The sequence below is a fragment of the Achromobacter veterisilvae genome, from assembly GCF_900496975.1.
Lineage (GTDB): Bacteria > Pseudomonadota > Gammaproteobacteria > Burkholderiales > Burkholderiaceae_B > Achromobacter > Achromobacter veterisilvae.
The window spans coordinates 93,580-116,025 of sequence record NZ_UFQC01000003.1 but is presented as its reverse complement, the minus strand read 5'-3'; the positions used below and the strand labels follow the sequence as shown (position 1 = coordinate 116,025).

The 22,446-nt window shown below is 68.1% G+C and carries 23 protein-coding genes; 13 read left to right on the top strand and 10 right to left on the bottom strand.

Annotated elements, in window-relative coordinates:
• Nucleotides 1-25: 25 nt before the first annotated feature.
• Nucleotides 26-340: an ATP-dependent Clp protease adapter ClpS gene (clpS, locus tag AVE30378_RS03605; protein ID WP_006383989.1), complete on the bottom strand. Its 315-nt coding sequence runs from the start codon at nucleotides 338-340 to the stop codon at nucleotides 26-28.
• A gap of 226 nt (nucleotides 341-566) precedes the next feature.
• Between clpS and AVE30378_RS03600 the strand changes: the two genes are divergently transcribed.
• Nucleotides 567-812, top strand: coding sequence for a cold-shock protein (locus AVE30378_RS03600; RefSeq protein ID WP_006220277.1), 246 nt, complete (start codon nucleotides 567-569; stop codon nucleotides 810-812).
• A 154-nt stretch (nucleotides 813-966) separates the two neighbouring features.
• Nucleotides 967-1,419 (top strand): DUF192 domain-containing protein, encoded by a 453-nt coding sequence (locus AVE30378_RS03595; RefSeq protein ID WP_244234951.1) that lies wholly within the window; start codon nucleotides 967-969, stop codon nucleotides 1,417-1,419.
• A gap of 109 nt (nucleotides 1,420-1,528) precedes the next feature.
• Here the strand turns inward: AVE30378_RS03595 and pcaF are convergent, their stop codons facing one another.
• The 5 genes from pcaF to xseA form a co-directional block, all read right to left on the bottom strand.
• Nucleotides 1,529-2,734 (bottom strand): 3-oxoadipyl-CoA thiolase, encoded by a 1,206-nt coding sequence (gene pcaF, locus AVE30378_RS03590; RefSeq protein ID WP_129239401.1) that lies wholly within the window; start codon nucleotides 2,732-2,734, stop codon nucleotides 1,529-1,531.
• A 115-nt stretch (nucleotides 2,735-2,849) separates the two neighbouring features.
• Nucleotides 2,850-4,265: a chloride channel protein gene (locus tag AVE30378_RS03585; RefSeq protein WP_129239400.1), complete on the bottom strand. Its 1,416-nt coding sequence runs from the start codon at nucleotides 4,263-4,265 to the stop codon at nucleotides 2,850-2,852.
• Nucleotides 4,266-4,321: 56 nt separating this feature from the next.
• Nucleotides 4,322-6,007, bottom strand: a complete 1,686-nt coding sequence (locus AVE30378_RS03580; RefSeq protein WP_129239399.1) for a methyl-accepting chemotaxis protein — start codon at nucleotides 6,005-6,007, stop codon at nucleotides 4,322-4,324.
• A 260-nt stretch (nucleotides 6,008-6,267) separates the two neighbouring features.
• The gene (gene sodB, locus AVE30378_RS03575) at nucleotides 6,268-6,846 is read right to left on the bottom strand and encodes a superoxide dismutase [Fe] (protein WP_129239398.1); all 579 of its coding nucleotides are present in this window, start codon (nucleotides 6,844-6,846) and stop codon (nucleotides 6,268-6,270) included.
• Between the two features lie 121 nt (nucleotides 6,847-6,967).
• Complete coding sequence (gene xseA, locus AVE30378_RS03570) at nucleotides 6,968-8,335, bottom strand: exodeoxyribonuclease VII large subunit (RefSeq protein ID WP_129239397.1); 1,368 nt, start codon at nucleotides 8,333-8,335, stop codon at nucleotides 6,968-6,970.
• A gap of 353 nt (nucleotides 8,336-8,688) precedes the next feature.
• Between xseA and AVE30378_RS03565 the strand changes: the two genes are divergently transcribed.
• From AVE30378_RS03565 to lpxK, 3 genes are read left to right on the top strand one after another with little or no spacing between them, the layout of a single operon-like run.
• Nucleotides 8,689-9,315, top strand: a complete 627-nt coding sequence (locus AVE30378_RS03565) for a MotA/TolQ/ExbB proton channel family protein (RefSeq protein ID WP_129239396.1) — start codon at nucleotides 8,689-8,691, stop codon at nucleotides 9,313-9,315.
• On the top strand, nucleotides 9,312-9,725 hold the full coding sequence (locus AVE30378_RS03560; protein WP_129239395.1) for an ExbD/TolR family protein: 414 nt from the start codon (nucleotides 9,312-9,314) through the stop codon (nucleotides 9,723-9,725). The genes AVE30378_RS03565 and AVE30378_RS03560 overlap by 4 nt, the downstream gene beginning before the upstream one ends.
• Nucleotides 9,722-10,768, top strand: coding sequence for a tetraacyldisaccharide 4'-kinase (lpxK, locus tag AVE30378_RS03555; RefSeq protein ID WP_129239394.1), 1,047 nt, complete (start codon nucleotides 9,722-9,724; stop codon nucleotides 10,766-10,768). Before AVE30378_RS03560 ends, lpxK begins: the two co-directional genes overlap by 4 nt.
• Here the strand turns inward: lpxK and AVE30378_RS03550 are convergent.
• Entirely contained in the window at nucleotides 10,765-12,978 is a 2,214-nt protein-coding gene (locus tag AVE30378_RS03550; RefSeq protein WP_129239393.1) for an IgaA/UmoB family intracellular growth attenuator, read from the bottom strand. The genes lpxK and AVE30378_RS03550 overlap by 4 nt on opposite strands.
• Before the next feature lie 193 nt (nucleotides 12,979-13,171).
• Here AVE30378_RS03550 and AVE30378_RS03545 point away from each other — a divergent pair, with 193 nt between their 5' ends.
• From AVE30378_RS03545 to rpsT, 7 genes are all read left to right on the top strand, one after another.
• The gene (locus AVE30378_RS03545) at nucleotides 13,172-13,354 is read left to right on the top strand and encodes a Trm112 family protein (protein WP_129239392.1); all 183 of its coding nucleotides are present in this window, start codon (nucleotides 13,172-13,174) and stop codon (nucleotides 13,352-13,354) included.
• 11 nt (nucleotides 13,355-13,365) lie between these two features.
• Entirely contained in the window at nucleotides 13,366-14,130 is a 765-nt protein-coding gene (gene kdsB, locus AVE30378_RS03540; RefSeq protein WP_129239391.1) for a 3-deoxy-manno-octulosonate cytidylyltransferase, read from the top strand.
• A 91-nt stretch (nucleotides 14,131-14,221) separates the two neighbouring features.
• Complete coding sequence (adk, locus tag AVE30378_RS03535; protein WP_129239390.1) at nucleotides 14,222-14,878, top strand: adenylate kinase; 657 nt, start codon at nucleotides 14,222-14,224, stop codon at nucleotides 14,876-14,878.
• Nucleotides 14,879-15,011: 133 nt separating this feature from the next.
• Complete coding sequence (locus AVE30378_RS03530) at nucleotides 15,012-15,770, top strand: 3-hydroxyacyl-CoA dehydrogenase (RefSeq protein ID WP_129239389.1); 759 nt, start codon at nucleotides 15,012-15,014, stop codon at nucleotides 15,768-15,770.
• Nucleotides 15,771-16,020: 250 nt separating this feature from the next.
• Nucleotides 16,021-17,580, top strand: coding sequence for a murein biosynthesis integral membrane protein MurJ (murJ, locus tag AVE30378_RS03525; protein WP_129239388.1), 1,560 nt, complete (start codon nucleotides 16,021-16,023; stop codon nucleotides 17,578-17,580).
• A gap of 193 nt (nucleotides 17,581-17,773) precedes the next feature.
• Nucleotides 17,774-18,742 (top strand): FecR family protein, encoded by a 969-nt coding sequence (locus AVE30378_RS03520; protein WP_129239387.1) that lies wholly within the window; start codon nucleotides 17,774-17,776, stop codon nucleotides 18,740-18,742.
• Between the two features lie 278 nt (nucleotides 18,743-19,020).
• Nucleotides 19,021-19,284, top strand: a complete 264-nt coding sequence (gene rpsT / locus AVE30378_RS03515) for a 30S ribosomal protein S20 (protein WP_006396042.1) — start codon at nucleotides 19,021-19,023, stop codon at nucleotides 19,282-19,284.
• A 105-nt stretch (nucleotides 19,285-19,389) separates the two neighbouring features.
• On the opposite strand, the gene AVE30378_RS03510 is transcribed toward rpsT, so the two are convergent.
• From AVE30378_RS03510 to AVE30378_RS03500, 3 genes are all read right to left on the bottom strand, one after another.
• Entirely contained in the window at nucleotides 19,390-20,304 is a 915-nt protein-coding gene (locus AVE30378_RS03510) for a LysR family transcriptional regulator (protein WP_129239386.1), read from the bottom strand.
• 94 nt (nucleotides 20,305-20,398) lie between these two features.
• Entirely contained in the window at nucleotides 20,399-20,740 is a 342-nt protein-coding gene (locus AVE30378_RS03505; RefSeq protein WP_244234950.1) for a type II toxin-antitoxin system PemK/MazF family toxin, read from the bottom strand.
• Entirely contained in the window at nucleotides 20,737-20,961 is a 225-nt protein-coding gene (locus AVE30378_RS03500; protein ID WP_129239385.1) for an antitoxin MazE family protein, read from the bottom strand. Before AVE30378_RS03500 ends, AVE30378_RS03505 begins: the two co-directional genes overlap by 4 nt.
• A 203-nt stretch (nucleotides 20,962-21,164) precedes the next feature.
• Between AVE30378_RS03500 and lysA the strand changes: the two genes are divergently transcribed.
• Entirely contained in the window at nucleotides 21,165-22,397 is a 1,233-nt protein-coding gene (gene lysA, locus AVE30378_RS03495) for a diaminopimelate decarboxylase (protein WP_129239384.1), read from the top strand.
• Nucleotides 22,398-22,446: the final 49 nt, after the last annotated feature.

Sequence of the window (22,446 nt, the reverse complement as noted above, 5' to 3'; positions counted from 1 at the left end):
GCGGCGGCGCATTCGATTCAGGGGTTCAGACAGGTTCCATCACGCATTGCAGGGGATGCTGCCGCGCCCGCGCGTATTGCGCCACCTGCGCGATCCGCGTGGCGGCCAGGTCGCGGGGATACACCCCGCATACTCCGCGTCCTTCGTGATGCACCTGCAGCATGATCCGCGTCGCTTCCTCGTGATTCTTATTGAAGAATTTCTGCAAGACTTTCACGACGAATTCCATCGGGGTGTAGTCGTCATTGAGCAACAGGACCTGGTACATCGGAGGCGGCGCGGCGCGAGCCGGTGCCTTCTCGACGGCCAAATCATGCTGGGTATCCAAGGTAGAACTCATAGGGCCGCTATTCTATTTAAACTGGGGACGGCTAGCATGTAACTTACGGAAAATTACACGTAGAAATGCGTAGTTTCCATACTTGACGCCGCAAAGAAAAGCGGCGCATTATCCACGCATTCTGGGGTTTTCAACTCATCGAAAATCTGCCAGGAAGCCGGAGGGGGGACAGGGGTCTAGGCCGCGATGCCCTTCTGTCAACATACGATTCAATGAGGCAGTCCGCATGTCTGATACGACCGCAACCGCCGTCCAAGGGGACAATCCCAAATCGACGGGCACCGTCAAATGGTTCAACGATGCAAAGGGGTTTGGCTTCATTACGCCCGACGACGGCGGTGAAGATCTGTTCGCCCATTTTTCGTCCATCCAAATGAATGGTTTTAAAACCCTGAAGGAAGGCCAGAAAGTGGCCTTCGAGATTATCCAGGGGCCCAAGGGCAAACAGGCGCTGAATATCACCGCTGCCTGAGTTACCCTTTAAAGCGCAACAGCCAGGTTGCGCCATTATTCAGGCGGGGCTTTCGAGCCCCGCCTTGTTATTTTCTTCCGTCGCCAGGGTCATGTCCAAGAACGCCGCTTTGTTTTCCATCAGTCGTACGCCGTTTAAATCATCGTTCTTCAAGATGGCCCTGCCGAAAGCGGCAGCGCTCTTTCTGGCCGCCGCGGCGCTGGCGCTGCCCGCCGCCGCCGGCGCCCAGCAAACCGGCCCGCAGCCGCCCTTGCCCACCGTCCAGCTCTCCGCGGGCATCCATATTATCCGCGCGGAAGTCGCCGACTCCGACGAAACCCGCCGCAACGGCCTCATGTTCCGCCGGGAACTGCCGGGCAACGACGGCATGCTGTTCGTCTTCGAGCAGCCGGACGTGCAGTGCTTCTGGATGCGCAACACCATTCTGCCGCTCTCGATTGCCTTTATCGCCGACGACGGCACGATCGTCAACATTGAAGACATGGCGCCCCAGGCCGAAGACCCCCATTGCGCCAAGAAGCCGGTGCGCTACGCCCTGGAAATGGCCCAGGGCTGGTTCGCGCAGCACGGCATCAAGGCCGGCAAGAAGCTGGACGGCCTGCCCTGACGCGCGCGGGGCTTGCGGACCTTGGTCCGGACATGAAAAAGGGAGCCCCGCGAGGCTCCCTTTTCATTCCCGCCCCGGACCGGCGGCGGGAATGCTCGGCGCTGGGCGCCTACACGCGTTCGATGATCATCGCGATGCCCTGGCCCACGCCGATGCACATGGTGCACAGCGCGTAGCGGCCGCCGGTGCGGTGCAACTGGTTGATCGCGGTGGTGGCCAGGCGGGCGCCGCTGGCGCCCAGCGGGTGGCCCAGGGCGATCGCGCCGCCGTTGGGGTTCACGCGCGGATCGTTGTCGGCGATGCCCAACTGGCGCAGCACGGCCAGGCCCTGGGCGGCGAACGCTTCGTTCAGTTCGATCACGTCCATCTGTTCCAGCGTCAGGCCGGTCTGGGCCAGCACCTTCAGGGTCGCGGGCGCCGGGCCGATACCCATGATGCGCGGCGCCACGCCGGCCGTGGCCATGCCGACCACGCGGGCGCGCGGGGTCAGGCCGTGGCGGGCGGCGGCCTTTTCGTCGGCCAGCAGCAGCGCGGCGGCGCCGTCGTTCACGCCCGACGCGTTGCCGGCGGTGACGGTGCCGCCTTCGCGGACCACGCCCTTCAGCTTCGCCAGCGCTTCCAGGCTGGTTTCACGCGGGTGCTCGTCCTTGGACACGACGATGGGATCGCCCTTCTTCTGGGCGATCGACACCGGCACGATCTCGGCGTCGAAGACGCCTTCCTTCTGGGCGCGCGCGGTCTTCTGCTGGCTGGCCAGCGCGAACAGGTCCTGGTCTTCGCGGTTGATCTTGAAATCGTCGGCGACGTTCTCGGCCGTCTCGGGCATGGAATCCACCCCGTACTGCGCCTTCATCAGCTTGTTGATGAAGCGCCAGCCGATCGTGGTGTCGTAGATGGCGGCGCTGCGCGAGAACGCGCTGTCGGCCTTGCCCATGACGAACGGCGCGCGGCTCATGCTTTCCACGCCGCCCGCCAGCATCAGGCCGGCTTCGCCGGCGCGGATGGCGCGGGCGGCGGTGCCGATGGCGTCCAGGCCCGAGCCGCACAGGCGGTTGACGGTGGCGCCGGGCACTTCGATCGGGAGGCCGGCCAGCAGCGTGGCCATGCGGGCCACGTTGCGGTTGTCTTCGCCGGCCTGGTTCGCGCAGCCCATGATGGCGTCGTCCAGTTCTTCCCAGCGCACGCCGGGGTTGCGCGCCACGAGGGCCTTGATGGCTACGGCTGCAAGATCGTCGGGGCGCACGGAAGCCAGCGCGCCGCCGTAGCGGCCGAAGGGGGTGCGGATCGCATCACAGATATAAGCATGCACGGTCATGGGAAGCTCGAAGTAAGTAAGAAAAAACCGGATCGGACGATCTTAACGCAGGGCCCGCGCACCATACTGGCGCATCGGCGGGATGTCCGCCACACGGACAGTGTCCGGTGGGTGTTCACCTGGGCGGCGCCGCGGATGCGCCGCCGGGCGGCCGGGCCGCGCGCGCCGCGTCCACGATCGCCTGCCGGCGGAAACGCCCGGCGGCCAGGTGATAGAACGGTTGCGGGCAGAACTGGCGCGACACCACCGAGGCCAGCAGCGACGCGACCAGCAGCCAGAACAGCATGGGCTGGCTGCCCGTCATTTCCATCACCACCACGCTCGCCGTCAGCGGCGCCTGGGTGGCCGCGGCCAGGAAGGCGGCCATCGAGACCAGCACCAGCACGCGGTGGTCCACGCCCTCGCCCGCCAGTTGCCAGATGTGATGGCCGATGCCCGCCCCGGTGGTCAGGGCCGGCGTGAAGATGCCGCCGGGTATGCCCGCCCAATACGACGCGACGGTGGCGGCCAGCTTGGCCAGCCCGAAGCTCGCCGGCGCCGTGTCGCGGCCCGACAGCAGGTCGGCCGCGACCCCGTACCCCGTGCCGTAGACGCTGCCGGCCGTGGAAAGGCCGATCCCCGCCAGGAGCAGGCCCATGATGAAGGCCACCCAGATCGGATGCGCACGGATCCAGGCGCGCCAGGACCGGGGCGCGCTGCCCGCGGCGCCCTTGCCGAGCAGGCGCGCGAAGATGCCGCCCAGCGCGCCGTTGAGCGCGGCGCAGATCGCCACCCACATCACCATGCCGTGCGCCAGCGGCGCGCCGCCGAAGACGCCGAAATACGGGTTGTTGCCCACCACGGCCACGACCAGGAAGCCCGAGGCCAGCACGCCGATCAGCACCAGGCGCTGCCAGCGCAGGACGGTGCCGCGGCCCAGTTCCTCGATGGCGAAGATGACGCCGGCCAGCGGCGCATTGAACGCGGCGGCCAGGCCGCCGGCGGCGCCGGCTGCGATCAGTTCATTGGCGTGGAACCCGCGCAACTGCACGCCGCGCCGCTTCCAGAAATCCCCCCAGGCCAGCATGAGCGCCGCGCCGACCTGCACCGACGGCCCTTCCCGGCCGATGGAGGCGCCGGCCAGCATGCCGAAGAACGCCAGCGGGATCTTCCAGAGGGTCTGCCCCAGCGACACCAGGCTGTTCTGGCTGGCGCCGGGCGGCAGCGACAGGGCGCCGATGACTTGGGGGATGCCGCTGCCGGACGCGTTGGGCGCGTAGCGCAGCGTCAGCCAGCGCAGGACGGCCAGGGCCGGAGGCAGCACCAGCAAAGCCAGCCAGCCGCTGTGGGAGACCCAGGCGCGATTCCATTCCAGCGCCTTGTCGGCCAGGTAGGCGAAGCCCAGCGACATCAGCGCCACCAGGCCCGCGCCGCCCAGCAGCAGCCCCATCTGCACGCTCTTGCGAGACAGGCGGTTGATCTGGCGCACCTTGCGGTGCGCCCAGCGGCGTGGGGCGGCCAGTATCCGGCGAAAGGAATCGGGCGGGGTCATGGGCATGGCGGATTGGGGAAAGCCGCCAACCTTACCACTGCCGCCCGCGCCGCGGATCAGAATGCGGACCAATCCTCGCCCGCGGCCTGCAGGGCGCGCCGGGCCGGCGCCGCCGCCGGCTTGCGCGCCGCCGCGGGCACGGCCTGCGCCAGCCGGACCTGCGCGTCGCGGGCCGAGCCGCCCGCCTCGACCTTGAAGCGGCGCACTTCCTGCGCCAGGCGCCCGGCCTGCTCCTGCATGCTGGCCGCCGCCGCCGCGGCCTCTTCCACCAGGGCGGCGTTCTGCTGGGTCACGGCATCCATCTGCGCCACGGCCTGGTTGACCTGGCCGATGCCCGCGGACTGCTCTTCCGAGGCGCTGGCAATTTCGCGCACCAGCGTCGCGACCTGGCGCACGCCGTCCACCACCTCGCGCATCGTGCGGCCGGCTTCGTCGACCTGGCGCGTGCCGCCTTCGACGCGCGCCGCGGATTCGTCGATCAAGGCCTTGATTTCCTTGGCCGCCACCGCGGAACGCTGCGCCAGCGTGCGGACTTCGCCCGCCACCACCGCGAAGCCGCGCCCCTGCTCGCCCGCCCGGGCCGCTTCCACGGCGGCGTTGAGCGCCAGGATGTTGGTCTGGAAGGCGATGCCGTCGATCACGCCGGTGATGTCGGCGATGCGGCGCGAACTGTCGGAAATGGCGCTCATGGTCTGGACCACGCCGTCGACCACTTCGCCGCCCCGGACCGCCACGCTGGACGCAAGATTGACCAGCCGGTCCGCTTCATTGGCATTGGTGGCGTTCTGCTGCACGGTGCTCGTCAGCTCTTCCATCGACGCCGCGGTTTCCTCCAGCGACGAGGCCTGCTCCTCGGTGCGCTGCGACAGGTCGGCGTTGCCCTGGGCGATCTGCGACGACGCCGAGGCGATGCTTTCGCAGCCGTCGCGCACGTCCTTCACGATGCGGGCCAGGCTTTCGTTCATAGCCTTGAGCGCGCTCATCAGTTCGCCGGTTTCGTCCCGCGTGGCCACCTGGATGTCGGTCGTGAGATCGCCGGCCGCCACCTGGCGCGCCGCCTGCACCGCCTGGTCCAGCGGGCGCACGATGCCGCGCGTCACCAGCCAGCCCAGCAGGAGGCCGATCGCCACGCCCGCGGCCGCCAGGGCGATCATGACGGCGCGGACCGTGCCGTACAGGTCCGTGCCTTCCCGCACGGTCTGCGCGGCGACGCTTTCCTTGCCCTGCGCGAGCGTCGTCATCGTGTCGTCGAGCTTCTGCGAGGCCGCGATCAAGCGCGCCTCGATCTCGGCCACGCGGGGGTCCGCCTGGGTCAGCGGCTGCGACTGGGCCGCGGCGAAGAACGCCGCCGACTCGCGCTTCCAGACCTGCTCGGTATCGGCGAACTGCGCCAGCAGGCGCCTGCCTTCGTCCGAATGGAAATTGGCGGCGGCCTTCTCGCGCAGCGCGTCCATGCTTTTGACGGCGTCGTCGAACTGCTTGCGCAGGGCCTGGCGCTCCTGCTCGGTCGAGGCGGCCAGGTAGCCGTTGCGCGCCCGGCCGGCGTAGATCAGATTGATGTTGGCTTCCTTGATGTCCGAGAGGCCGCGCAGCTCGGTATCGTAAAGCCGGTCGTTCATTGCATTGATGCGCGTCAGGCCCCATACCCCGAAGGCCCCGACCGCGCCGCCTATCACCGCGACCAGCAAGAACGCGCCCGACAGGCGCGCGCCGATGCGCATCCCCGAAAAAAACCGCAACATGCTTCCCTTCCCTGTAGTTACCCCGGTTTATGGCGGGCGTGCCGCGGTCATGGGCCCCGTGGTTCAGTCGCAGACCGGGCGCAACGATAGCGGTTGGATTTTCCAGGGGTAACCCTGAAGAAAAGGTTGTTTCCTCGTCATTTCGCCGCAATGAAGTCGACAATCGACAGGCAGAAAAAAACAAGAAAAAACCCCCTCGCCGGGGCGAGGGGGTTTCTACGGGCGCGGCGCGCGCCGGCCCGTCAGCCTGGGCTTGCGGGTCAGGCGAAGTTCTTGGCCGCGAATTCCCAGTTCGCCAGCGCCCAGAAGTTTTCCAGGTACTTGGGACGGGCATTGCGGTAGTCGATGTAGTAGGCGTGTTCCCAGACATCACAGGTGAGCAGCGGCTTGTCGGCCGTGGTCAGCGGGGTGGCGGCGTTGCTGGTGTTGACGATGTCGACCGAGCCGTCGGCCTTCTTGACCAGCCAGGTCCAGCCCGAGCCGAAGTTGCCGGCCGCCGACTTGTTGAACGCTTCCTTGAAAGCGTCGAAGCTGCCCCACTTGGCGTTGATGGCGTCAGCCAGCTTGCCGGTGGGAGCGCCGCCGGCCTTGGGGGCCAGGCTGTTCCAGTAGAACGTGTGGTTCCAGACCTGGGCAGCGTTGTTGAAGATGCCGCCCGAGGACTTCTTCACGATGTCTTCCAGCGACAGCGATTCGAATTCGGTGCCCGGGATCAGGTTGTTCAGGTTCGTGACGTAGGTTTGATGATGCTTGCCGTAGTGGAACTCCAGCGTTTCCTTGGAGATATGCGGAGCCAGCGCGTCCAGTTCGTAAGGCAGGGGGGGGAGAGTATGTGCCATGTGAAAGTTCCTTCTGTTGAGTGCACGATCAAGCCGGTCAATTGTATCGGCAACTCATGAGGATACCTCGTTAACCCCGCGGTGGCTCGGGGTTAACGGACACACCGTTTTTGAGACGCGTTCAGGAAGCGTCGCGCGCGCCGCGGGTCTGCGTGACTTCGACCTGGGCGCCACCTTGCGCGAAGCTGAGATCCAGCGCCTGCCCCGCCGCCAGCGCCGCCGCGTCGCGCACGATGCGGCCTTGCGCGTCGCGGGCGATGGCGTAGCCGCGCGCCAGCGTATTGCCCGGATCCAGCGCGCGCAACTGCGCCGTCGCGGCCGCCAGCCGGTCGCGCCGCTGCGCCAGCAGCCGCGCGTGCGCCTGGCCCAGTTGGCGCAACGCGCCGTTCAGGCGGTCGGCGGCGCGGCCGGTGTCGGGCACGCGATGCGCCAGCCGCTGCGCCAGCAGGTTGACCCGCGCCGCGCGGCGGCCCTGCGGCCCCGCCCAGGCGGACGCCAGGCGAAAGCGCAGGCTGTTGAGCCGTTCGCGCTGGTGCTCCAGCCGCTGGGCCGGGGACACGAGCTGCGCCGCGGCGCGGTCCAGCCGCTGGGCGGCGCGCTCGAGCCGGCGCTGCTGGCCTCTTGCCATGGCCTGGGCCGCCTGCATGACGCGGCCCAGCAATTCGGAACGCGGCACGCAGGCCAGTTCGGCGGCCGCCGTCGGCGTGGGCGCGCGCACGTCGGCCACGAAATCGGCGATCGTGAAATCCGTTTCGTGCCCGACGCCGCTGATGACCGGAATGCCGCTGGACGCCACCTGGCGGGCCAGGCCCTCGTCGTTGAAGCTCCAGAGATCCTCGATGCTGCCCCCGCCGCGCACCAGCAGCAAGGTGTCCACTTCGGCGCGTTCATTGGCCAGGCGCACCTGGGCGGCCAGCCGCCCGGCGGCGTCCGCCCCCTGGACCGGGGCCGGATAGATGATCACGGGCACCTGCGGCGCGCGGCGGGCCAGGGCCGACAGCACGTCGCGCAGCGCGGCGGCGTGCAGCGAGGTGATGACCCCGATCGCCCGCGGCAGCCTGGCGGGCTCGCGCTTGCGGGCCGGATCGAACAGGCCTTCGGAGGCCAATTGCTCCTTCAGCCGCAGGAACGCTTCATAGAGATTGCCGACTCCGGCCCGGCGCATCGCGTCGGCCTGCAACTGGTAGTCGCCGCGGGGCTCGTACAGGGAGACCCGGGCCCGGATTTCGACCTGGTCGCCCGCCCGGGGCACGAAACCCACCGCGCTGGCGCGGCTTCGGAACATGACGGCGCGCACGGAAGCCCGGCTGTCCTTGAGCGTGAAGTACCAATGCCCGGAAGCCGCGGCCGTGAAGTTGGAAATCTCCCCGCGCACCCATAACGCCGGGATGCTGCGCTCCAACAACTGCCCCACGGCTTGGTTCAACTGGGCAACCGTCAGGATATCCCGCGCAAATGCGTTGTTTGTGACTGCAAATTCAATTGTCATGAGGCTTTCCGATGCATACCTGTCCACAGGGCACGCGTAGCGGGCCGCCATCATACCGCGTCCCCGCTTGTTTGCTCCAATTGCCCCGATAGCCAGCAAATTCAAAGCAACTTGTTGATTTATATATGATTTTTATAAAAAACCGACTGCTCGAAATTGAAGCAATCAAGTGCAAGCCCTGTGCCCACAAGCGTTCCGGGGAAGTTTTACACAGAATTATCCACAAGATCTGTGGATAGCTTCGGGGTCGTTCCGACTTGCCACGCCCCGGCCGCCCCGTTACAGTTTCAGCTTGATCAGAAGCCGGCGCGCGCCGTTCCCGCGCGCATGGCGCCCCCCGGGAGTTGAACGCTTTGCTTTCCATCTTGCGCGAGGCCGGCTGGCCCATCTGGCCCCTGCTGGCGACATCGGTCCTGGGCTTGGCGCTGATCTTCGAGCGCTTCCTGTCCCTGCGCCGCGGCCTGGTCATGCCGCGCGGCCTGAACGAGCAGGTGGCGGAAATGCTGCGCAACCACCAGGACACCCCCGAATCGATCAACCGGCTCGAACGCAATTCGCCGCTGGGCCGCGTGCTGGCCGAGGTGATGCGCCACCGCCACCTGCCGCGCGAGGAACTGCGCAACGTGGTCGAGGACGCCGGCCGCGCCGTCGCCCACGACCTCGGGCGCTACATCTCCGCCATCGGCACCATCGCCGTCATCGCGCCCCTGATGGGGCTGTTCGGCACCGTGGTCGGCATGATCGAGATCTTCGGCTCCTATACGCCCGGCGGCGGCGACCCCGCCCAGTTGGCGCGCGGCATCTCGATGGCGCTCTACAACACCGGCTTCGGCATCCTCATCGCCATTCCCGCCATGATCGCGCACCGCTACCTGCGCGGCCGCGTGGACGGCTACCTCAGCGCCATGGAGCAGGCCGCGTCGCGCCTGGTCCGCGCCGTATCGCCCTATTCCGCCGCCTCCCGCGAGGGCCGTTCATGAATTTCCGAGGCTCCCGGGGCGGCCGCGACGAGCTGGACATCAACCTGATCCCGCTCATCGACGTCCTGCTGGTCATCCTGATTTTCCTCGCGGCGACCACCTCGTTCGCGCGCTTCACGCAGTTGAAGGTGACCCTGCCCCAGGCCTCGACGGAACAGGACACGCCGCCGGCCCTGGAAGTGGCCGTCAGCCAGGACGGGCGCTACGCGCTCAACGGCACGCTCATCGACGTGTCCACGCCGCCCGAAATCGCCGACGCCCTGCGCCAGGCCGCGGCCGGCAAGACCGAGCCCCTCGTCGTCATCAACGCCGACGCCCAGGCCACCCATCAATCCGTGATCAACGTCATGGAAGCCGCCCGGCTGGCCGGCATCGGCCGCGTCAACTTCGCCGCGCAGACCGCCCGGTGACCGCGAAGCGCGCCTCGACGCTGCTGGCGCGCCAATGGCAGCACGGCGGCTGGCTGTCCACCCTACTGCGCCCCCTGTCCGCGCTGACCGCCTGGGCAGTGGCGCGCAAGCGCAAACGCTACCTGGACGGCACCCGCAAGGCCTATCGCGCCCCCGTTCCGGTGGTGGTGATCGGCAACGTCTACGTCGGCGGCACCGGCAAGACGCCGATGGTCATCGCCACCGTGGAAGGCCTGCGCGCGCGCGGCTACACGCCGGGCGTGGTCAGCCGCGGCTACGGGGTCGAAGTCGGCCCGCAAGCCCGCGTCGGGACCGGCGCGCTGGAAGCCGCCCGCTACGGCGATGAACCGGCGCTGATCGCCCGCGCCACCGGCGCCCCGGTGGCGGTGCATCCCAAGCGCGCCCTGGCGGCCCAGGCCCTGCTGCAAGCGCACCCCGAAGTGGACGTGATCGTGTCGGACGACGGGCTTCAGCACCTGGCGCTGGCCCGCGACGTCGAGATCGTGGTGCAGGACGAGCGCGGCGTGGGCAACGGCCGCCTGCTGCCGGCCGGCCCCTTGCGCGAGCCCGCCAGCCGCCTGCGCGAGGTGGATGCGGTGGTGACGAACGCCGGCGCCCCCGGCGGACCGCCGCAAGCCGCCAGCGGCGCGGGCGGCCGTCCGCGCCAGGCGCGCATGTGGCTGGAGCCAGGCGAAGCGCGCCAGATCGAAGGCGGCGGCACGCGGCCCCTGGCGGCCTTCGCCGGGCAGCCCCGCGTGGCGGCGGCGGCCGGCATCGGCAACCCCGAACGCTTCTTCGCCACGCTGCGCGCCGCGGGCATCGCGCCGGAAACCACCCTGGCGCTGCCGGACCACCACGACTACGCCGAATCGCCTTTCCGGACGCTGGCGGCCGACGCCATCCTGGTCACTTCCAAGGACGCGATCAAGTGCGCCGCCCTGGGCGACGCGCGCCTGTGGGAAGTCCCGGTGCGGGCCGGTTTTTCCGACCCGGAACTCTTCGACTGGCTGGCCCGGTCCCTGCGCCAGCCGCCCAGACACTAGAAGAACGCGGGCTTGGCCGCGCGGCGGCGCTCGGCATATTCCCGCAGGCCCCGTTCGCGGGCGGAGGACTCCCGCTTGCGAACGACGGCCAGCGGCAGGTGCGCGAGCACCAGCAGCCCCGCCAGCAGCAGCCAGGCCATGCGCGCCAGCGACGGCCACGGATCATCCAGGCTGCGCCCCGCATCCACGGCGATCTCCGGCGCGCCCGAGGAATCGGTGCCCGCGCCCGCCACCATGCCGCTGACCTTGAACGGCATCGCGCCGTCGGGCGACAGAACGTGCAACTGCTGGTTCCAGGCCGCCAGCAGCCCCTCGTTGGCCGTATCGCGCAGGCGCGGCAGCGTCGCGTACGGCCCGGGCAGCACGCGCAGCACCACCCCGCCCCGCTGCGTTTCCATGGCGCCGCGGGACGCGCGGTCCAGGGCCGCCTCGATCAATGTGTGCATGCCGGACCGCGCCAGGCGGCGGACCTCGTCGACATAGCGCGAGAACATGACGCCGTCGTCGCCGCGCCCCTTGCCCTGGAACGCGCCCTCTTCCGCCAGCCTGTGCAGTTCGAGCCAACTGCCGGCCCCCTCTTTCGCCAGCAGGACGTTGGCGGCGAATGCCCGCTTCAGCTCGTCGCACGCGGCGATCGATTCGCCGGTGGCCAGGTCGCAGGCCTGCTCGATGGTGAGCACCGTCTTGCTCAAGCCCGCCACGCTCAGCGCCGAAACGTTGCGCGCGGCGTAGCCCGCCATGGGGTTGTCGCGCATCCGGCTGTAGATCTGGCTGGCCAGCAGGACGTCCAGCATCGGATTGGGCCGGGTCTTCAGGAAATCGCCGGAATATAGCTGCATGACCGCCGCGTTCACTTCCAGGCGACCGGGCTGCGGCTCCTCGCCGCCCCAGCGCAACCGGCCGCAGTCGAAATCCACCTTGCCGTCATCGCCGGGCCGCAGTTCGCAACGCGCGCGGCCCTGCAGCGAGACGGGCACGCCGAAGCCCGGCGGATCCTGGGCCAGTTCGGCCGCCGAGGCATAGGCGCGCGGCGGAACGCCCCGCAGCCAGGCGCTGGCCAGCGCCGCATCGCCCTTCAGGCTGTCCGCCGACGCGTACAGCGCCGCGCCGGCCAGCAACCCCGTCAGCGCCAGCGTCGCGTGGCGGCCCCAGAAAACGCGCGGGAAAAGGCGCTGCTCCTCATCCACCGAATGGCTGCCGCCCAGGCGCACGACGGAGTAGTCCTCCACGCGCATGTCCACGTCCACGCGGCCGTCGTCGGGCAACTCCAGCGTGGCGCGCCAATGGTCCGGCAGCTTGACCGGCAGTTTGTCGCCCAGGAACAGTTGGGCGGACACGGCCTGGGCGTTGTCGGGATTGGTCAGCACGATGGCGTGGAGTTCGCCCCTGGCGCGGTTCACCTTCTGCGGCGCGCCCAGGGCGCGCTTGCGCCAGGTCAGCCACAGCGCCAGGACGGCCAGCGCCGCGGCCGCGCCCGCGAACGCCGCGCCGCCGCCCGCCGCCGTCGCGGCCAGCCCGGCGAAGACCAGCAGCCACAGCATCGAGATCCAGAAGGCGATGCCCGGATGCCGGCGATCGGCGATTTCCGCGGGCGTCTCGTCGCGCTGGCCCAGGATCTCGACCCGCATCGCCTCGGACAGTTCGTGCCCGTCCTGCTCGCGCGCCGCGCCAGGCGCCTCGGTTTCCGGATCGGCGATATTCTGCATCGCCCCGGTCTTGCCGGCGGACCATTGCCGCTCCTGCCTGTCCCGCCGCTGGTCGCGCTCGCGCCCGCCAGCCAGGTCGAACTCGCCGTTCAGGGCGACGACGATGGCGTATTTTTCCGTCATCGCCACTTCGGCCACGTTGTCTTCGCGCAGATAGTCGCGGGCGTCGTAGGGCAGCACCACGTCCACCCCGCCCAGCGTGTCGTGCATGGTCGAACCGCCCTGGTTCGACGAGATGCCGTGGCGCACGAAGGCGCCGCGCAGCGGAAAGATCCCGTCGTTGGCCAGGCGCGCCGTCTTCCTGGGGCCCGCCGGATGGATCAGGAAGGGCTGCAGCATCTCGCGCTCCGCCGCCGTCATCCGGCGCAAGGGCTGGCCTTCCTGCTTGAGTTCGCGCAGCGCGCCCTTGTTGCCGCTGCGCCGGGCCATGTAGGTGATCCCGCTCACCACCGTCCAGGCCAGGACGATGAGCATCAAGCCGATCCTGATAGTGTTGGAATCCATCGCGTTTCCTGTGTTCTGCTGAGAATCGCGGCGGATGATAGCGACGATCCGTCCCGCAATTCGCAGGACTCAATTCAAAATATGACATTAATTAACAAATCGGTCGAAAACGGCGCCAAAAGGCGTCCCGCCGCCGCTTCGGGCACCCGCCAGGCCGGTCCGGCCCGGGGCAAACTGCTTTAGAATTCCGGTCATGGAATCCCGCCTTCTCGACATCCTCGTCTGCCCCCTGTGCAAGGGCCGCCTCGAACACGACCGGCAGCAGGCCGAACTGGTCTGCCGCGCCGACCGCCTGGCCTTCCCCGTGCGCGACGGCATCCCCGTCATGCTGGAATCGGAAGCCCGCGCGCTCGACGACGCCCCCGCCGCCAGTTGAACCGCCGCCGCATGAGCTTCATCGCCCTGATTCCGGCGCGCACCGCCTCGACCCGGCTGCCCGACAAGCCGCTGGCCGACATCGCCGGCAAGCCCATGGTGGTGCGCACGGCCGAGCGCGCCGCCCAGTCCGGCGCTGCCCGCGTCTACGTCGCCACCGACGACGCGCGGGTCCAGCAGGCCGTGCAGGCCCATGGCCTGCAGGCGCTGATGACCCGCGGCGACCATCCCACCGGCACCGACCGCCTGGCCGAAGCCGTGGATCAGCTCGGCCTGCCCGACGATGCCATCGTGGTGAACGTCCAGGGCGACGAACCGCTGATCGAGCCCGGCCTCATCGACGCCGTCGCCGCCAAGCTCCAAGCCTGTCCGGAGGCGGACATCGCCACCTGCGCCTGCCCCCTGGCCGACGCCGAAGCGCTGTTCAACCCCAACGTCGTGAAACTGGTCTGCGCCGCGGACGACCGCGCCCTGTATTTCTCGCGCGCCCCCATCCCCTGGGCCCGCGATGCGCTGGCCTCCGGCGAACGCGTGCTGGCCGAGGGCCTGCCCGCCTGGCACCATATCGGGCTGTACGCCTACCGCGTGTCGTTCCTGCGCCGCTACCCCACCCTGCCGCAAGGCGCGCTGGAGCGTTTCGAGTCGCTGGAGCAACTGCGCGCCATGGAACACGGGCACGTCATCGTCGTCCATCGGGCGTCCCACCCTCCGGCGGCGGGCGTAGATACCCCGGCGGACCTGGAGCGCGTCCGGCTGGCCTACGCCAATCAGACATAAGGGTTATTTCCTATAGCGCAGCGCCGCACCGGCTGCTGCATTGCGGCATAATTCCCCGGATCACAAAAAATAAACCCCATCAGGAGCACTCATGCGTCTCATCTTGCTCGGACCCCCCGGCGCCGGCAAAGGCACCCAGGCCGCGTTTCTCACCCAGCACTTCGGCATCCCCCAGATCTCCACCGGCGACATGCTGCGCGCGGCCGTGAAGGCGGGTACGCCGTTGGGTATTGAAGCCAAAAAGGTCATGGACGCCGGCGGCCTGGTCTCCGACGAGATCATCATCGGCCTCGTGCAGGACCGCCTGAAGCAGTCCGACTGCGCCAACGGCTACCTGTTCGACGGCTTCCCCCGCACCATCCCGCAGGCCGACGCGCTCAAGAGCGCCGGCGTCAAGCTGGACTACGTGGTGGAAATCGAAGTGCCCGAAGAAGACATCATCGAACGCATGAGCGGGCGCCGCGTGCACCAGCCCAGCGGCCGCACCTACCACGTGCGCTTCAACCCGCCCAAGACGGCAGGCCGCGACGACGTCACCGGCGAGGAACTGATCCAGCGCGACGACGACCGCGAGGAAACCGTGCGCAACCGCCTGTCCGTGTACCGCGAACAGACCCGCCCCCTGGTCGACTACTACTCGACCTGGGCGCAGCAGGATTCCGCCGGCGCGCCGAAGTACCGCAAGATCTCCGGCGTCGGCGCGGTCGACGAAATCAAGTCGCGCCTCTTCGAGGCCGTCAAGAGCTGACCGGCGCCGCGATGGCTTGAAGGCCTTCGGCGCCGGCGGGACGCGACGCGTTCCCGCCCCGGCCCGAAGGCCTTGTCACATTCGGCGCCTGCCGCGCCGCTTTCATCCCTTGAATTGATCTGGTGGTAGACACATGGAAATCGCGAACAAGGTATTCATCGTTACGGGTGGCGCTTCCGGACTGGGCGCGGGCACCGTGCGCATGCTGGTGCAGAACGGCGCCAAGGTCGTCATCGCCGACGTCCAGGACGAGCCGGGCGAGGCCCTGGCCAAGGAACTGGGCCAGCGCTACGTGCATTGCGACGTGACGCAGGAAGCCGACGGCAAGAACGCCGTGGCCGCGGCCAAGGAACTGGGCGCGCTCTTCGGCCTGGTTAACTGCGCCGGCGTGGCTCCGGCCGCCAAGATCGTCGGCAAGAACGGCGCGCACCCGCTGGATCTGTTCCAGAAGGTCGTGTCGATCAACCTGATCGGCAGCTTCAACATGATGCGCCTGGCCGCCGAAGCCATGAGCGCGAACTCGCCCGAACCCACCGGCGAGCGCGGCGTGATGATCAACACCGCATCCGTGGCCGCCTTCGACGGCCAGATCGGCCAGGCGGCCTACGCCGCGTCCAAGGCGGGCGTGGCCGGCATGACCCTGCCGATCGCGCGCGACCTGGCCAAGACCGGCATCCGCTGCATGACCATCGCCCCGGGCATCTTCGGCACGCCCATGATCTTCGGCATGCCGCAGGAAGTGCAGGATTCCCTGGCCGCCAGCATCCCCTTCCCCGCCCGTCTCGGCCGCCCGGAAGACTACGCCAAGCTGGTCCACAGCATCATCACGAACGATATGCTGAACGGCGAAACGATCCGCCTGGACGGCGCCATCCGCATGCCGCCGAAGTGAGGCCCCCACGCCGCGCACACTGCGTGTGCTTGCTGCCCCCCGAGGGGGCTGCGCCGCCTTGGGGCGGCCCGGCGGCGGCGCGGCTATTTTTACGACGGTCGTCAAAACGACCATCGGTCTCCGCGCTTAGTCTTGCAGACTCGGCAAGGTGCCGCCGGAGACCGTACATTCTTGCGGGCGCGGCGCCTTTCGGGCGAAGATCCTGTCTTGCGGGGCCAGTCGGCCCCTTTTTCATTACATAGCCTTCCCCATGAGCCTGTTCCGTTCGGCGGCCACGGTCAGCAGCTTTACGCTGCTGTCCCGCATTTCCGGCCTGGTCCGCGACATCCTGGTGGCCCGCGCCTTCGGCGCCGGCCCCATCACTGACGCGTTCTGGGTCGCCTTCCGCATTCCCAACCTGTTGCGCCGGCTGTTCGCCGAAGGCGCTTTCGCACAGGCGTTCGTGCCCATCCTGGGCGCGGCGCGCAACAACCGTTCCCCGGAAGAGGTCCGCACGCTGCTCGACCGCGTGGCCCTGCTGTTGACCTTGGCGCTGATGCTGATCACGCTGGCCGGCATCGTCGCGGCGCCCTGGGTGGTGTCGGCCATGGCGAGCGGCCTGCGCGGCGCGGACCGCGACACCGAATTCGGCGCGGCCGTCTGGATGACGCGGATGATGTTCCCCTACATCTTCTGCATGTCGCTGATCGCCTTCGCCTCGGGCGTGTTGAACACCTGGCGCCGCTTCGCCGTGCCCGCCTTCACGCCGGTGCTGCTCAATCTTTCCATGATCGCCGCCTGCCTCTGGCTGGCGCCGCGCATGGACGTGCCCATCTACGCGCTGGCCATCGGCGTGATGATCGGCGGCGTGGCCCAGTTGGCGGTGCAATGGGCCGCCCTGGCGCGGCTGGGCCTGACGCCCAGGTTTTCGCCGCGGTTCCGCGAAGCCTGGAGCGATCCGACGGTGCAGCGCATCCTGAAGCAGATGGCGCCCGCCACGCTGGGCGTGTCCGTGGCCCAGCTCTCCCTGCTGATCAATACCAATATCGCCACCTGGCTGACCCCCGGCAGCGTGACCTGGCTGTCCTTCGCCGACCGCCTGATGGAATTCCCCACGGCCTTGCTGGGCGTCGCGCTGGGCACCGTGCTGCTGCCCAGCCTGTCGGCGGCCCATGCGAGCGACGACCACGGCGGCTACAGCGCGCTGCTGGACTGGGGCCTGCGCCTGGTGCTGCTGCTGGGGCTGCCGGCCGCGATCGGCATGGCGCTGCTGTCCGACGGCCTGGTCGCCACCCTTTTCCATTACGGCGCCTTCGCCGCCCAGGACGTCGCCCAGACGCGCCTGGCGGTCATCTCCTACTCCGCGGGGCTGATCGGCCTGCTGGCCGTCAAGATCCTGGCCCCCGGCTTCTACGCCAAGCAGGACATCCGCACGCCCGTGAAGATCGCCATCGGCGTGCTGATCGTGACGCAGTTGCTGAACCTGGCGCTGGTGCCCCTGATGGCGCATGCCGGCCTGGCGCTGGCCATCGGCCTGGGCGCCTGCCTGAACGCGCTGGCGCTGCTGATCGGGCTGCTGCGCCGCGGCCTCTACCAGCCCGGTCCGGGGTGGGCCGCGTTCACGCTGCGCCTGCTGCCCGCACTGGCGGGGCTGGCGGCGCTGCTCTGGTACGCGGACGGGCGGATCGACTGGATCGCCTTGCAGGCGCACGCCGGGCTGCGCGTGGCCTGGCTGGCCGGCGTGCTGGCCGCCAGCGGCGCGGTCTACTTCGGAATGTTGTTACTGTTTGGCTTTCGTCCTCGGGACTTTGGGCGACGCCCGACGCGTTAAATTCGGCAATTCTGCCTAGATTCCCCCCAAAAGCCGGCCTAGTGCCGGCTTTTTTGCACTAGGTTCGTCAAGAATTGACAATCGCCCCGTAATCTTTGGTAAAAAACCTTTATTATTTACAAGTTGCCATCGAAAGGACCCCCCCCGGGAACATATGCGGGGACATGAAGTGAAGTACGCCCAAGGACAACCCATGGCGGACCAGGTCATCAATTGGCTGCTGCTGTTGCGCTCAGGCAAGGCGACGGCGCAGGACTACAACGACTTCCTGGCTTGGCGAGCGGCAGACCCTGCCCACGAGAATGCCTGGCAACAGTTGACGGGCTCGCTGGAGGGGTCGACGTTCGGCCGGCTTGGCGACGCCTACCCCGCCGGGTACGCCGCCGCGGGCCCCGCCCCCCAGACGCCGCTGGCACCGCCGCCCCTGGCCATCGCGCCGCCACGCCGCCGTTTCCTGGCCGGCGCGCTGGCGCTCGCCGGCACCGGCGCCTGCGCCGCCTATATAGGCAATGCCTTCTACCCCTTGAACAACGTCGCCGCGGACGCCGCGACGGCCACGGGCGAACGCCGCCGCTACGTGCTGTCCGACGGCAGCCAGTTGCTGCTGGACGCCCGCAGCCGCGTCAACCTGGATTTCACCCCCGCCTACCGGCAGGTCCGCCTGCTGGATGGCGCGGTCACGGTATCCGTGGCGCCCGACGCGCGCCGCCCCTTCCTCGTCCAGACGGCCGAAGGCACGGTCCGTGCCCTGGGCACGCGCTACATGGTGCGGCAGCAGGCCCAGCGCACGGTGGTGGTGGTGCATGAACACGAGGTCGAGGTCGAAACCATGTCCGGGGCGCACGGCACCGTCCGCGCCGGCACGGGCGCCCGTTTCGACGCATCCCGCATGGACACCCCGCGCGCGGAGCTCATGGCCGAAGCCGCCTGGGAAGCCGGCTGGGTCGAGGCCCGCGGCCGCCCGCTGGCCGAGGTGATCGCCGCCCTGCGCCCCTACCGCAGCGGCACCCTGCGCGTGTCCATGGCGGCCGGCGGCCTGCCCGTCTCCGGCCACTTCCCGCTGGACGACACCGACGCCGCGCTGGACACGCTCAAGGACATGATGCCGATCCACGTCCGCCGCTTCACGCCCTGGTTCGTCTCGATCAACGTCGCCACCTGACAACGCCCGCGCGCGCGTCCGTGCCGCCGGGCCGGCTTCGTTGTATACTTGGCACGGTGTTTTTATCCAGTAGGCGCCGCGGGTTTTCCTCCAGGCCGGATTTTCTCCGGGCTTTTCCGGAAATCGTCCGCAAGGGTCCTCCAACCCAGGGACATTCCTCCCAGCGCCCCCCGCCCGGTTGACGGGCGCTCCATCGGTAGACTTGACATTAAAAGCTTGCAATCCCGTAGGGACTTGCTACAATGTTCGACTTTGCCGAATTCAACTTATATAGCAACATGGCCAATACCGCCCAAGCCCGCAAGCGCGCTCGCCAATCCGTTGAGCGCAACAAGCACAATTCCAGCCTGCGCTCGATGCTGCGCACCGCCATCAAGCGCGTTCGCCAATCCATCGCCGCTGGCGACAAGGCTGCGGCAGGCGAAGTGTTCCAGAAGGCCTCGAGCGTGATCGATCGCGTGGCCGACAAGAACATCATCCACAAGAACAAGGCCGCTCGCCACAAGAGCCGCCTGGCTGCCGCCATCAAGGCGCTGGCCTAAGCCATTCTGCCGCCCCGGCCTGCCGGGGCGTCACGAATACGGCAAATAGAAAAGGATGCCCGCGGGCATCCTTTTTTGTTTCTGGCGCCAAGCAAAAAAAACACACTAATTCAGGCTGGCCGCCAGCCGGCTCTCGACGGCCGCCGCCGCCTCGCGCAGCGACGCCATGAACGCGCCGACCAGCGGATTGCCCGGGCGATGCTCCGGGAACACGACGCTGACCCGGAACGGAAACGAACGCGCCAAGGGGCGGATGTGCATCCCGCGCCCGACGAAATCCAGGGCGGTCAGCGGGTTCACGATGGCCAGGCCCAGCCCCTGCCGCACGAAGGTGCAGACCGACACGGCGGTGGGGGTCTCGACGATGGACCGCCGCAGCACGCCCGCTTCGGCAAAGGCCTCGTCGATCTGGATCCGGTAAGGGTCGCTGGAAGACAGGCTGACGAAGGCATGTCCCTCGAAGTCCGCCAGCTCGATCCGCGGCCGCGCCAAGAGCGCGTGTCCGTCGGGCAGCGCGCAGACCTCGTCCACCTCCAACAGCAGCTCCACCCGCGTGCCCGCCGGCGCCGCGTCGTGCTCGGTCAGGCCCAGGTCGTACCGCTGGGCCGTCAGCCATTCCTCCAGGACGGGCGACTCCTGCGTTTCCACGGCCAGGCTCACGCCGCCATGCCGCTCGTGGAACCGCCGGAAGGCCTCGGGCAGGATCGAATGGGAAAACGCGGGCAAGGCGATCACCGACAACTGCCCGCCCTTGAACGCCCGCAGGCGCGCCGCGGCGGACGCCACGCGCTCCAGGCCGGCATAGGACTGGCGAACCTCGTCGAACAGCGCCAGGCCCGGCATGGTGGGCCGCAGGCGCCCTCCCACCCGGTCGAACAGCGCAAAGCCGATGCCCTGCTCCAGGCGCGCGAGCTCGCGGCTTACCGTCGGCTGGGACGAGCCCAGCAGCTCGGCCGCCTTGGTCACGCTGCCGGCGATCATCACCGCCCGGAAGACCTCGATATGCCGGTGCGTCAGCATGGCTGTCGAATTCCATTGAGTTTGGAATTTGTGTCGCCCAGATTGAACACAGCAACCACGCTGGCGCGGTGTTCGCTCGGATTCAGGGCGGCTCCTATTTGGCGATGCCCAGGAAAACGGCAAGGCAGCGTTCAACCTGAACCATCACGGCCATGTCGATACGGCCGATGGGTGGGCCGAGCTTTTCGCGCTTGACCGTCAGCACCTTATCAACCATAACTTGCGACGGCTTTTGCAGACCGTTTTCTGGCGTCGGCTCGATGGTGACCCGCAGCAAGGGAGCGGTGACAAGCATGCTTGTCACTGGCAGTACCGTTACGCTGGGGTGTACGCTGAACTGGTCGGCCTGGATCACAAGCGCTGGCCTGGGTTTGCCGAAATCACCCTGCATTGCAACGGTAACGAGCGCCCCGCGCATACTCTCATACGCCATCATTCCGTCCAGCCATCGACGTCGGCAGCGGTCTCATCCATCAGGCGTTCCAATTGCTCGTCGGCCTTGTCCGACTCGGCTACCGCAAGGCTTTGGCGGCGGCATTCCTCGGCAAACCCCGGTCGCCGGGTGTCAGGCACCCAGATTTGCACCGGGCGCAACCCTGCCTTGCGTAGTGCATCCCTGTGCTTTTGCACTCGGGCGTTGATGATTGATGCCCCCATGATTAGCCTCCTGGTCGCGTTACATGTAATTTTACGCTGTGTTGGCGTTACATGCAACGCGATTGGAGTCCAGGCCCAATGAATTTCAACAATGGCTTCTCCATATCAATATTGAATGAATCAAGGAAATATAAGCATTTTACTGGATGGCCGAAGCCGGGCATCATGCCGCCTGGTTTCACTCCCCTGAGGTTTCGCCAGCCATGGCATTCGATCCGCGCCAACTCACCCGACTCGCCGCCGAACACGGCACGCCGCTATGGGTCTACGACGCCGCCGTCATCCGCGAGCGCATCGCGCAACTGCGCCGCTTCGACACCATCCGCTATGCGCAGAAAGCCTGCTCGAACCTGCACATCCTGCGCCTGATGCGCGCGGAAGGCGCCGTGGTGGACGCCGTGTCCCTGGGCGAGATCGAACGCAGCCTGGCGGCCGGTTTCCAGCCGCGGGGCGAGCCGGAAGGCATCGTCTTCACCGCGGACCTGATCGACCACGCCACCTTGGCCGCCGTGCTCAAGCACGGCATCACCGTGAACGCCGGTTCGCTGGACATGCTGGCCCGCGTCGGCCAGGCGTCGCCCGGCCATCGCGTATGGCTGCGCATCAACCCCGGCTTCGGCCACGGCCACAGCAACAAGACCAACACCGGAGGCCCGCAGAGCAAGCACGGCATCTGGATCGGCGACCTCGCCCAGGCCATGTCCATCGTGCGCCGCCACGGCCTGAAGCTGGTCGGCATCCACATGCACATCGGCTCGGGCGTCGACTACGGCCACCTGTCCAGCGTGTGCAACGCCATGGTCGACGTCGTGGCGTCGCTGGACCACGACATCGAGGCCATTTCCGCGGGAGGCGGCCTGTCGATCCCCTACCGCGACGGCGATTCGCGCATCGACTGCGATCATTATTTCGAGCAGTGGGACGCGGCGCGCCAGCGCATCGCCGAGCGCCTGGGCCACGACGTCCGCCTGGAAATCGAACCGGGCCGCTTCCTGGTCGCCGAGGCCGGCGCCCTGGTGGCCGAAGTGCATTCGATCAACCGCCGCCCGGAGCGCGACTTCGCGCTGGTGGACGCGGGATTCAACGACCTGATGCGCCCGGCCATGTACGGCAGCTATCACCGCATTTCGGTGCATGCGCCGGACGGCGGCCAGCCGCAGGGCTCGCCGGAAACGCGCATCGCGGTAGCCGGCCCCCTGTGCGAATCGGGCGACGTGTTCACCCAGGACGCCGGCGGCGTCGTGTCCGACCAGTTGCTGCCGCGTCCGCGCATCGGCGATTTCCTGGTGTTCCACGACGCGGGCGCGTACGGATCGTCCATGTCTTCGAACTACAACAGCCGGCCGCTGGCGCCGGAAGTGCTGCTGGATGAAGGCGAGGCGCGGCTGATCCGCAGGCGGCAGACGATCGGGGAATTGTTGGCGTTGGAAGAGTAACCCCTCCAGGTGTCTGACACCCGTACGAAACGGCCTGAGAGATCAAGGC

What these genes read in the sequence shown, in the direction of transcription:
- clpS (WP_006383989.1), bottom strand. Translation starts at nt 340, where the DNA reads ATGAGTTCTACCTTGGATACCCAGCATGATTTGGCCGTCGAGAAGGCA.
- AVE30378_RS03600 (WP_006220277.1), top strand. Translation starts at nt 567, where the DNA reads ATGTCTGATACGACCGCAACCGCCGTCCAAGGGGACAATCCCAAATCG.
- AVE30378_RS03595 (WP_244234951.1), top strand. Translation starts at nt 967, where the DNA reads ATGGCCCTGCCGAAAGCGGCAGCGCTCTTTCTGGCCGCCGCGGCGCTG.
- pcaF (WP_129239401.1), bottom strand. Translation starts at nt 2,734, where the DNA reads ATGACCGTGCATGCTTATATCTGTGATGCGATCCGCACCCCCTTCGGC.
- AVE30378_RS03585 (WP_129239400.1), bottom strand. Translation starts at nt 4,265, where the DNA reads ATGACCCCGCCCGATTCCTTTCGCCGGATACTGGCCGCCCCACGCCGC.
- AVE30378_RS03580 (WP_129239399.1), bottom strand. Translation starts at nt 6,007, where the DNA reads ATGTTGCGGTTTTTTTCGGGGATGCGCATCGGCGCGCGCCTGTCGGGC.
- sodB (WP_129239398.1), bottom strand. Translation starts at nt 6,846, where the DNA reads ATGGCACATACTCTCCCCCCCCTGCCTTACGAACTGGACGCGCTGGCT.
- xseA (WP_129239397.1), bottom strand. Translation starts at nt 8,335, where the DNA reads ATGACAATTGAATTTGCAGTCACAAACAACGCATTTGCGCGGGATATC.
- AVE30378_RS03560 (WP_129239395.1), top strand. Translation starts at nt 9,312, where the DNA reads ATGAATTTCCGAGGCTCCCGGGGCGGCCGCGACGAGCTGGACATCAAC.
- AVE30378_RS03550 (WP_129239393.1), bottom strand. Translation starts at nt 12,978, where the DNA reads ATGGATTCCAACACTATCAGGATCGGCTTGATGCTCATCGTCCTGGCC.
- AVE30378_RS03545 (WP_129239392.1), top strand. Translation starts at nt 13,172, where the DNA reads ATGGAATCCCGCCTTCTCGACATCCTCGTCTGCCCCCTGTGCAAGGGC.
- kdsB (WP_129239391.1), top strand. Translation starts at nt 13,366, where the DNA reads ATGAGCTTCATCGCCCTGATTCCGGCGCGCACCGCCTCGACCCGGCTG.
- adk (WP_129239390.1), top strand. Translation starts at nt 14,222, where the DNA reads ATGCGTCTCATCTTGCTCGGACCCCCCGGCGCCGGCAAAGGCACCCAG.
- AVE30378_RS03530 (WP_129239389.1), top strand. Translation starts at nt 15,012, where the DNA reads ATGGAAATCGCGAACAAGGTATTCATCGTTACGGGTGGCGCTTCCGGA.
- murJ (WP_129239388.1), top strand. Translation starts at nt 16,021, where the DNA reads ATGAGCCTGTTCCGTTCGGCGGCCACGGTCAGCAGCTTTACGCTGCTG.
- AVE30378_RS03520 (WP_129239387.1), top strand. Translation starts at nt 17,774, where the DNA reads ATGGCGGACCAGGTCATCAATTGGCTGCTGCTGTTGCGCTCAGGCAAG.
- rpsT (WP_006396042.1), top strand. Translation starts at nt 19,021, where the DNA reads ATGGCCAATACCGCCCAAGCCCGCAAGCGCGCTCGCCAATCCGTTGAG.
- AVE30378_RS03510 (WP_129239386.1), bottom strand. Translation starts at nt 20,304, where the DNA reads ATGCTGACGCACCGGCATATCGAGGTCTTCCGGGCGGTGATGATCGCC.
- AVE30378_RS03505 (WP_244234950.1), bottom strand. Translation starts at nt 20,740, where the DNA reads ATGATGGCGTATGAGAGTATGCGCGGGGCGCTCGTTACCGTTGCAATG.
- AVE30378_RS03500 (WP_129239385.1), bottom strand. Translation starts at nt 20,961, where the DNA reads ATGGGGGCATCAATCATCAACGCCCGAGTGCAAAAGCACAGGGATGCA.
- lysA (WP_129239384.1), top strand. Translation starts at nt 21,165, where the DNA reads ATGGCATTCGATCCGCGCCAACTCACCCGACTCGCCGCCGAACACGGC.